7 protein-coding genes are annotated in these 6,471 nt (G+C 42.9%); 3 read left to right on the top strand and 4 right to left on the bottom strand.

Annotated elements, in window-relative coordinates; translation table 11 throughout:
* Positions 1–120: 120 nt before the first annotated feature.
* Together F6K20_RS19730 and F6K20_RS19725 are read right to left on the bottom strand one after the other, a co-directional pair.
* Positions 121–1,413 carry an NACHT domain-containing protein gene (locus tag F6K20_RS19730; protein WP_287295747.1) on the bottom strand — a complete coding sequence of 431 codons (1,293 nt, stop codon included), beginning with the start codon at positions 1,411–1,413 and terminating at the stop codon, positions 121–123.
* Positions 1,414–1,435: 22 nt separating this feature from the next.
* The gene (locus F6K20_RS19725; protein ID WP_287295745.1) at positions 1,436–1,834 is read right to left on the bottom strand and encodes a hypothetical protein; all 399 of its coding nucleotides are present in this window, start codon (positions 1,832–1,834) and stop codon (positions 1,436–1,438) included.
* A gap of 400 nt (positions 1,835–2,234) precedes the next feature.
* Between F6K20_RS19725 and F6K20_RS19720 the strand changes: the two genes are divergently transcribed.
* A complete protein-coding gene (locus F6K20_RS19720) occupies positions 2,235–3,071 on the top strand; it encodes a zinc-binding alcohol dehydrogenase family protein (protein ID WP_287295743.1) in 837 nt (278 codons plus the stop codon).
* A 16-nt stretch (positions 3,072–3,087) separates the two neighbouring features.
* Here the strand turns inward: F6K20_RS19720 and F6K20_RS19715 are convergent, their stop codons facing one another.
* Positions 3,088–4,434 (bottom strand): IS200/IS605 family accessory protein TnpB-related protein, encoded by a 1,347-nt coding sequence (locus tag F6K20_RS19715; RefSeq protein ID WP_008188099.1) that lies wholly within the window; start codon positions 4,432–4,434, stop codon positions 3,088–3,090.
* Between the two features lie 52 nt (positions 4,435–4,486).
* On the opposite strand from F6K20_RS19715, the gene tnpA reads away from it, so the two are divergent.
* Entirely contained in the window at positions 4,487–4,906 is a 420-nt protein-coding gene (gene tnpA / locus F6K20_RS19710; RefSeq protein ID WP_044494675.1) for an IS200/IS605 family transposase, read from the top strand.
* Positions 4,907–5,359: 453 nt separating this feature from the next.
* Positions 5,360–5,650 (top strand): putative quinol monooxygenase, encoded by a 291-nt coding sequence (locus F6K20_RS19705; RefSeq protein WP_071106238.1) that lies wholly within the window; start codon positions 5,360–5,362, stop codon positions 5,648–5,650.
* A 414-nt stretch (positions 5,651–6,064) separates the two neighbouring features.
* On the opposite strand, the gene F6K20_RS19700 is transcribed toward F6K20_RS19705, so the two are convergent.
* Positions 6,065–6,471: hypothetical protein (locus tag F6K20_RS19700; protein WP_353736790.1), on the bottom strand; the 407-nt coding region annotated here is incomplete at its 5' end.

Raw genomic sequence — 6,471 nt, 5'->3', positions numbered from 1 at the left:
TTTTTTTCCAATTAATATCAAGTATTTCAACTGTTTTGATTTCTTCCGTTAACTCTTTATCCAGCCCGACCATCAGCCATTCTATCAGCCCGACCATCAGCCCGACCATCAGCCCGAACATCAGCCTAACATCAGCCCTCCCTTCAGCCCTTCCTTCAGCCCTCTCATCGGCCCGACCATCAGCCCGAGCATCAGCCCTCCCATCAGCACTTCCATCAGCCTATAAATTCGTTTTTGCTTTCCATTTATTAGCCAAGATGGCTGCATTTTTTCAATTAAAAATACTGTTTGCGACTCCTTAACCATCCTCTGCGCCATCCAAATTAGCCAGTGCTTTACTTGGCCTTTATTGTATCGTTGATTAGTCTTACGACGCTTAAACATCTTCTTGATATATGCATCAAAAAGCTGCTTACGCCGTTCCTCCACTACGTCAGTTCTAGGCAAATCCTCAACTGCTACTCCCTGATAAGCTAGGGTCATAATATTGAGCATCAAGGGCGACTGGGCTAATTCTTGTAATACTTTATCCTTTGCAATTAATGTCCTCAAACCTATTAAATCAGCACCGACACTATCCAAGTAATGGCCAACTTGTTTTGAAGTCAGCAATCTTATACAAACTGCTTGCTGAAAATTCAAACGGTTGGATAGGGCTTCATAGTCTTTAATCCGACTACACACTACCAGCTCGACACCAGAATTCTGCTTAAATTCGTTTAACTGGGTGATACAATCGTCTCGATAGTCTGACTTTACTTCATCCAAACCGTCAAGCAATGGTAGTAGTTGCTGTTTCTTTACTAAAGCTTCTCCAATTTTCTTGGTAACATCATACTTACTATTTAGTTCATCTACTAACCAATCGGCTATCGTCTGCCGTTTCTTTGCCCAAGAGGAGAGGTTAAATACTACGGGAATTAGCTGATTAGGGTCTTGATCAGCACGAGCAATTAAATCCCGGGCGAGTTTGAGTAAGGTTGTGGTTTTTCCTGACCCTGGTTCCCCTAAAATTAGTAAGGTTGCTCCTGTACCAATTTCGTCAAAAATATCAATTACTTTAGTCCCTTCGCGGAGGGGTAGAGGTGAGTCCTCATCGATTTCGGTAATTTCGCTCAAAGGATGAGGAATGGCATCGGGTCTCTCTTCTAATCCCAATTCAATAAGTACCTGGTGATAGAGGGATTTTTCTAGAACGCCTTTGATCCAAAAGTTCTTGACTTTAGCGAGTAATGCCTGACGGTTGCGGTATTCTTGTCGAGTTAAGGTTGGTCGGGGATTGACAACAACATTATAATTATTGATGTCACCGCCATTTTTACCAACATAGACTGTATCAGCATCAATCAACCCACCCCCAAGCTGGGAATTCCTTAGGTCATTGTTAGAGACTTTTTTTGAATCTTCAGACATGGGACCATACTGATACTGCTCGTTACTCAGCTTCCGCCTCAATCCAACCTTTAACCATTTCAATGGGAATACCAATCGGGGCAAACAGCACCTTTAAGGCTTCGATTCCGCCTTCTTTTAGGGCATTACGTAGCCTTGTCTTGAATGTTGGGTTTTGCTTAATTGCTTGTTGAAGCGTTACAGTTAAAGCACTATGTATTTCCATGTCAGTTGCATTAGGATAACTTTGCTGTAGTTGCTGCAAAAGTTCCTGAATTTCTGCGGCTGCATCCGCTAGGTTTTGTTTTTGTTCTGGAGCATAATTATTATAGATATCGCCGCCCATGCGATCTACGTCAACCTTATCAGCATCTACTAATCCACCAGCAAATTGGGCTTGGCTAAGGTCATTTTTAGTATATTTCTTAGGGGCTTGTGACACGGTATCTCCTGGATTATCAATGATTTGAGTATAAAAGCTAGGAGGCTGTAATAATTATATGGTTTATACAGCGGTTTTTAATTCGGTATATTAGTTACTGGACATACCAGTCTTGTTGATAGTTTAATTTATAATTATAGCATCTTCCATGACCAATATCTAGTAGAAGAAGAGGATGCGTTCACGTAGCGTGGCCCAAAGGCCAATCCCATAACTCCAGCAACTGTTATCCCTGCTTCACTTCAAGTGCTGGAGGAGCAAACCCTGAATCACCTAACAAAAATGTACATATCATGGTTGTCCCCATAAGTTGATTTAGGGTGGGCAGTGCAGCAGTATTAAACTAAAAACTGCAATAGAATCGAATCGGCGGCATTGATCATAAAAGGATAACCAAGATATGAAAGCCATCGGATATAATCAGGCTGGACCAATCACTGCACCAGACGCGCTGATCGAATTTGAAACCGAAACACCGGAATTAGGGCCACAGGACCTGTTGGTGGAGGTTCGGGGAATTTCGGTCAATCCTGTGGACGTGAAAGTGCGCGCCAAGATGGCACCGGAAAAGGGCACGAAGGTCATTGGCTATGATGCCGCAGGTGTTGTTCAACAAGTCGGCAGCGATGTCAGCAAATTTAAAGTTGGTGATGAAGTCTTTTATGCCGGTGATATCACTCGACCGGGCACCAACTCCGAGCTCCATGCCGTTGATGAGCGGATTGTCGGGAAAAAGCCAAAATCCCTCGGTTTTGCGGAAGCAGCTGGTTTTCCACTGACTTCCATTACCGCCTGGGAAATCCTGTTCGACTGCCTCGGGGTCAAAGAAGGAGAAGGCAAGGGGGAGAGTATACTAATTATCGGTGGCGCGGGAGGTGTTGGGTCAATCCTGATTCAACTTGCCAAGAAACTCACCGGGTTGACCGCGATCGCCACTGCATCTCGTCCGGAAACTATCGAGTGGGTTCAAAAGATGGGTGCCGACCATGTGATCAATCACCGCCAGTCCCTTGTTGATCAAATCAAGGAATTGGGACTCGAGCCCCGCTACGTTGCTTCCCTTTCAGGATCAGACGGACATTTTCCTGGCATCATCGAGCTGATTAAGCCTCGCGGTCATATCGCAATAATTGATGACCCTCAGTCCCTAGACATCTCATTGATCAAAACCAAAGCCCTAAGCTTCAGCTGGGAGTTCATGTTTACTCGCTCGATGTATGAAGCTTCCACCGCCTGAACGAGGCGGTGGTGTCTTATGCTAATTTGGAGTTATCCCTAACCCACAACTCACACAAGGAAGCCCAGCTTCTAGGCGGTCGTCCAGATCTTTTGCTGGAACGACCCTCACCGTCATTTCTGCGAGTGAGTTTAATTACGCCTCTAGCACCGATGTTGTAAGCTCCGTTTAAGTCGGCATTAAATCGCTTACCTGAAGGAAAGGTTGTTAGGGCATAATTCCTTGAATTACGTTTAACCGTACCAGATCCATCATAGGCCAGCTTTGAAGTGTAAGCCGCCACGACTTCCACGACTTTACCCCCCAATTCAGTCCATTTCATTTCCGTAAAATCACGAATTTTTGCTTTGAGCCAACCGTGGAATCTTTGCCTTAGGTTAGACCGCTTTCGTCCACCCTTCGGCTTCCATCCTTTAAGATTCTCAAATACGATCGCTTCCGAGTTGAATTTCTCAGCAATCTCGACAATTCGCTTAGAAACTATGTGGCTGATTTGGTTGTTGATTCTTTGGCATTTTTTATAGGTTTTAGAACAGAAAGCCTTGTGAAGTTTCCCGCCTTTTCCCATAGTTTTAGATGCTCGTACAGATACGGACTTTAGTCGTTTGTCCCTACGGTCTATGTCTCTTCCTGGGTGAATAAATTCACGGTGGATTACAGTGCCGGTCTGGGTTACGACTGCTATTGTTGCGGTAGTGTTGATACCTAAATCTACCGCAGTAACGTTAGCTTCTGGTTTGCGCTTTTCTGGCTTGCAATTGAACGGAACAGACAGATGACAGTACCTATCATTGAAGATCAACGCAGGAGACATCATTTTGTTAGTCGCACAGGCGTGGCGTTCTCTTAAACCGGTAATCTGAACTTTAGTCCAGATCCAGTTCTTGCCATTAAAAACTTTAATTTCTACTTGGTTAAAACCATGTAATTTATAGCATTGACCTTTATACAAAGAGGGATAACAACCAGTGTCTGCGTTTAGTTTTGGAGGTTTGGCATCTTTCCTTTTTCTCGAACCTGATTGCCATTCCTGGTAACGGGTCACAAAGCTACTAACTTGACCAGCAGAGAATGCGATCGCCGATCTACGGTAGTAGCTGGGGAATTTGTAAAAAGCTTGATTGAACTGAGGGTATTTTATACTGGGGCGTTTAGCCGTCTGATGCATTAACTTCTCGACAGCAGGAGTCAAGTGATCTGCCGTTAAGGTACCTAATTCCCCCCAGTGGGTATAGATGATTCCAACCAAATATCTGCAAGCACGACGATAGACTTTAACCGTTTCCCTAAACAGTAAACGTTGTTCTGCGGTCGGGTTAAGCCTCCATTTGTCAGTGCGAATGATCTTGGTTGGTGTCTTCACGTCCTCACCTAAACTGCTAACATGTCACTATCTTAACCTATAGTGTTTTAACATGTCAACTACCATGCGTTCTTTCGCACATACAGTTTCGCTAATAAAGATTCATATAGTGTTTGTGACAAAGTACCGCCACCCAGTGATCACTGGGGATATAGAAGAGGATATCAAAGACTTAGTCAAAAGCATTTGCGACAAAAATGACTGCATCCTTGAAGATGCCAAGGCAGACCTGGGGACAAACGACCATATTCATCTTTTAATCGACTTAGCTCCCAAGGTATCAATTTCTAAACTCTGTAATACCCTCAAGACAGTAACCAGTAGAGAAATTAGAAAAAGGTACGCAAAAGAATTGGCTCCCTATTACTGGAGGCCAGTTTTCTGGAAAAGAGGTTTTAGTGCTGTATCCTGTGGAGGTGCTCCTCTTACTGTACTGAAGCAATATATAGAAAACCAGGGTTATGACGACTGACCAGCTTGCTCCTTGACGTAGGGCTTGCTGAATAAGTCGTAATTTTCGGGTTTGAATAGGTGGTAGGTGTTAGGTGGTAGGTGGTAGGTGGTAGGTGAGGTTAATGGTTTTAGAGAATTTTCATCTTTGAGGTGCTTATTAATTGTACCGATGGGCTCAAAAACCTTGCACTTATTTGGTCGAAAATTGCTTGATACCTTTGTCTGGCATGGCTTCCACACTTATACAGCCAGCTTTAACTAAGACAGCATAGCCAACTGTGGTAAGTTATGGCCATCAAATTTTCGGCGTTGCGTCAGTCAAGGAATGAATGGGAGTAGAGTGGGCATCCTGCCCGCACCAAAAGATCCCCAAACAGGCAAGATGCCTATTCTACCTCACTGACTTAAAATTATTGCATTATTAACCAATGCCAGATTTTCAATTTTTAACGAAAACTAAGGAAACAAAAACATGGCTAAATTGACTCTTGTTGCTCATATCACAGCTAAAGATGACAAAATTGATCTGGTAAAGACTGAGCTTAAAAAGTTGATCGACATCACTCGTGCTGAAGAGGGCTGCTTGCAATACGATTTGCATCAGAATAATGAAAATCCAGCTCACTTTATGTTTTTTGAAAATTGGGAATCCCGTGAGCTGTGGCAGAAGCATATGGGTGCCCAGCACCTGAAGGATTACATGGCTGCAACTGATGGCGCGGTTGAGGAATTCAGTTTCAATGAAATGACGCAAATAGGCTAGGGAATATAGAATATAGAATTTAGAATGTAGAATTTAGAATGGAAAATTAAGAATTTAGAATGTAGAATTAAGAATTTAGAATGTATATAAGCAGGTGCACAAAATTAATTACACATTTTTAAAAACTCAAAGCCTTACACTGTAAGGGTTACAGAGATTGGTAGTAGCAAATTAATTTTGTTTAGGTGCTTAAATCAAAATTTATACCTTTTGCCTTGTCTTCATCAAGGTTGATGAGATGCAAGAGGTCTAATTTTTAATTCACTATTATACATTCTACATTCACCATTCTAAATTCTAAATTCTAAATTCTACATTCTACATTCACCATTCTACATTCTTAATTCACCATTCTAAATTCTACATTCTACATTCTACATTCTAAATTCTACATTCTACATTCAACCTTCAACCTTATTCAACCTTAGAGCAAACTCGATTCAACAACTCCTTAGGAATTGCCTCGAAATTCTCCAAAACAAAATCCATTAAAGCCAGATGGTATAAGGAATCGGCATTAGGAGTTTTATAGCGAGCACCTTGGGCCAGCCAGCTATTAACCGCGTAAGTTGAGCGGCAGCAGATGTTACCCATGTCTTCTTGATTGACTTGCCACTTGCGGTAAAACGCCTGGGGAGTCATGGACAGTCGGTAGTTGCTGTATAGGTAGATCAAAATTTCCTCTCGCTCAGTGATGGCACGAGGCATTGAATCTGGGCGTGTGGATGGGCTCTCGGCAATTTGGGCAAGCCGGTCTAGGGCTCGCTGACAGTGGAGCAGATGATCTAGGGAGGGTTTTTTTGGCATCATGGAATTAACTA

Origin of the sequence: Moorena sp. SIO2C4 (genome assembly GCF_010672485.1) — a bacterium.
GTDB lineage: Bacteria > Cyanobacteriota > Cyanobacteriia > Cyanobacteriales > Coleofasciculaceae > Moorena > Moorena producens.
Note: the sequence above shows the minus strand (reverse complement) of the source record. Positions and strands in the feature narration are given on the sequence as shown.

Excerpts from the sequence above, each read along its gene's own strand:
- F6K20_RS19720 (WP_287295743.1), top strand. The coding sequence starts at position 2,235 with ATGAAAGCCATCGGATATAATCAGGCTGGACCAATCACTGCACCAGAC.
- tnpA (WP_044494675.1), top strand. The coding sequence starts at position 4,487 with ATGTCAACTACCATGCGTTCTTTCGCACATACAGTTTCGCTAATAAAG.
- F6K20_RS19705 (WP_071106238.1), top strand. The coding sequence starts at position 5,360 with ATGGCTAAATTGACTCTTGTTGCTCATATCACAGCTAAAGATGACAAA.
- F6K20_RS19730 (WP_287295747.1), bottom strand. The coding sequence starts at position 1,413 with ATGTCTGAAGATTCAAAAAAAGTCTCTAACAATGACCTAAGGAATTCC.